The 1,466-nt window shown below is 76.9% G+C and carries 2 protein-coding genes; both read left to right on the top strand.

Annotated elements, in window-relative coordinates; genetic code table 11:
• Nucleotides 1–164 precede the first annotated feature (164 nt).
• On the top strand, nucleotides 165–314 hold the full coding sequence (locus tag ABEB16_RS21585; protein WP_345714228.1) for an antitoxin: 150 nt from the start codon (nucleotides 165–167) through the stop codon (nucleotides 312–314).
• 175 nt (nucleotides 315–489) lie between these two features.
• The gene (locus ABEB16_RS21580; RefSeq protein ID WP_345714227.1) at nucleotides 490–1,233 is read left to right on the top strand and encodes an SDR family oxidoreductase; all 744 of its coding nucleotides are present in this window, start codon (nucleotides 490–492) and stop codon (nucleotides 1,231–1,233) included.
• Nucleotides 1,234–1,466 lie beyond the last annotated feature (233 nt).

Below are 1,466 nucleotides of genomic sequence, written 5' to 3'. Positions count from 1 at the left end.
GCGCCCTTCTCCGGGTCCGGGCGCCCGCACACCGCCGTGCGGGCGCCCGGACCCGGAGAAGGGCGCCGGGTCGGGTAGCTCCCGGATCGCGGGGGCGGCCTCCCGCCCCGAGACTGGGCGCGGGCAGGACCCTGCCCCACGACCCGGCAGAGCGGAGGACCGACATGGGCGGCCTGGGTGACATGGCGGAGAAGGCCAGCGACGCGGGCATCGAGAAGGCCGGCGACGCGGTGGAGGACCGGACCGGCGGCAAGGGCGCCGGTCAGATCGACAAGGCCGAGGACGCCGCGGACCAGCGGATCGGCGGCGAGTAACACCCTCCTCGCCCCTCTCCGGGTTTCGGCGCCGGGAGGTCGTCCTCCCGGCGCCCGAACCTGGAGACGGGCGGCGTGCAGCGGTCTTCGCCGTGCCGGACCCACCGGCCGTCACTAGCCTCGGCGGCGCCGGCCCGCCGACGGGGTGCGCCGACGACGACGCAGGAGGCAGCGGATGGACCTCGCGGGCGAGATCGCACTGGTGACCGGGGCCGGCAGCGGCCTGGGGGCGGCCCTGGCCCGGGAGCTGGCCCGCGCGGGGGCGCACGTGTGGGTCGGCGACCTGCGCGAGGAGGCCGCGAAGCAGACCGCCGCGGGCATCGTCGACGACGGCGGGCGCGCCGGCGCGCTCGGCTTCGACGTCTCCGACCCGGCCGCCTGCGCCGAGGCCGTCGCCCGCGTCCGCGCCGAGACCGGTGACGTCGCGGTGCTGGTCAACAACGCCGGCTACGACGCCTGCCTGCCGATCGAGCACCAGAGCGCCGAGGAGGCCCGCCGCGTCGTCGCCGTGAACCTGCTGGGCCCGATGAACCTGGTGGCCGAGCTCTACCCGGGGATGCTGGAGCGCAACCACGGCTACGTCGTCAACGTGCTGTCCACCGCGGCCCGCCGGGTCTGGACGGAAGCGAGCGCGTACGCCGCCTCCAAGCACGGCCTGCGCGCCTACACCGCGGCGCTGTTCAAGGAGGCGCAGCGGGACTGCCTGCAGCGGCACGGGTCCATCGGGATCGGCGTCACCGGCGTCATCCCCGGCGGGATGGCCACCCCGTTCGTCACCGACCGCTTCCCCGACGCCGACCGGTCCAAGCTGCAGGACCCCGCGACGGTGGCGCGCGCCGTCATGGTGGCGTTCGCGACGTGGCCGGACTCGGTGGTGCCGGAGCTGGCGGTGCTGCCGCCCAGCGAGACGTCCTGGTGAACCCCGCCCGCTGAACCCCGCCCGCCGAACCCCACCCGCCGGGGTCCGCACGTCGCGCCACGTCGGGCTCACCCGGTCAGCGGTGCGTGCAGCAGGTCACCGGCGCCGCCGACCTCCAGCACGGCGAGCGCCTCCACCCGGCCCGCCAGCGGCAGCCGGGCCTCGACGGTGCGCACCGCGGCGGGCACGTCACGCACCCGGCGGGCCAGGGTGCAGTGCGGCACCCAGCGGCC

The sequence above is a fragment of the Kineococcus glutinatus genome (assembly GCF_039542765.1).
Classification (GTDB): domain Bacteria; phylum Actinomycetota; class Actinomycetes; order Actinomycetales; family Kineococcaceae; genus Kineococcus_A; species Kineococcus_A glutinatus.
The sequence above is the reverse complement of the archived record's forward strand: the minus strand, read 5'-3'. Positions and strand labels throughout refer to the sequence as shown.

Coding starts and splice junctions, on each gene's coding strand:
- ABEB16_RS21585 (WP_345714228.1), top strand. CDS start 165: ATGGGCGGCCTGGGTGACATGGCGGAGAAGGCCAGCGACGCGGGCATC.
- ABEB16_RS21580 (WP_345714227.1), top strand. CDS start 490: ATGGACCTCGCGGGCGAGATCGCACTGGTGACCGGGGCCGGCAGCGGC.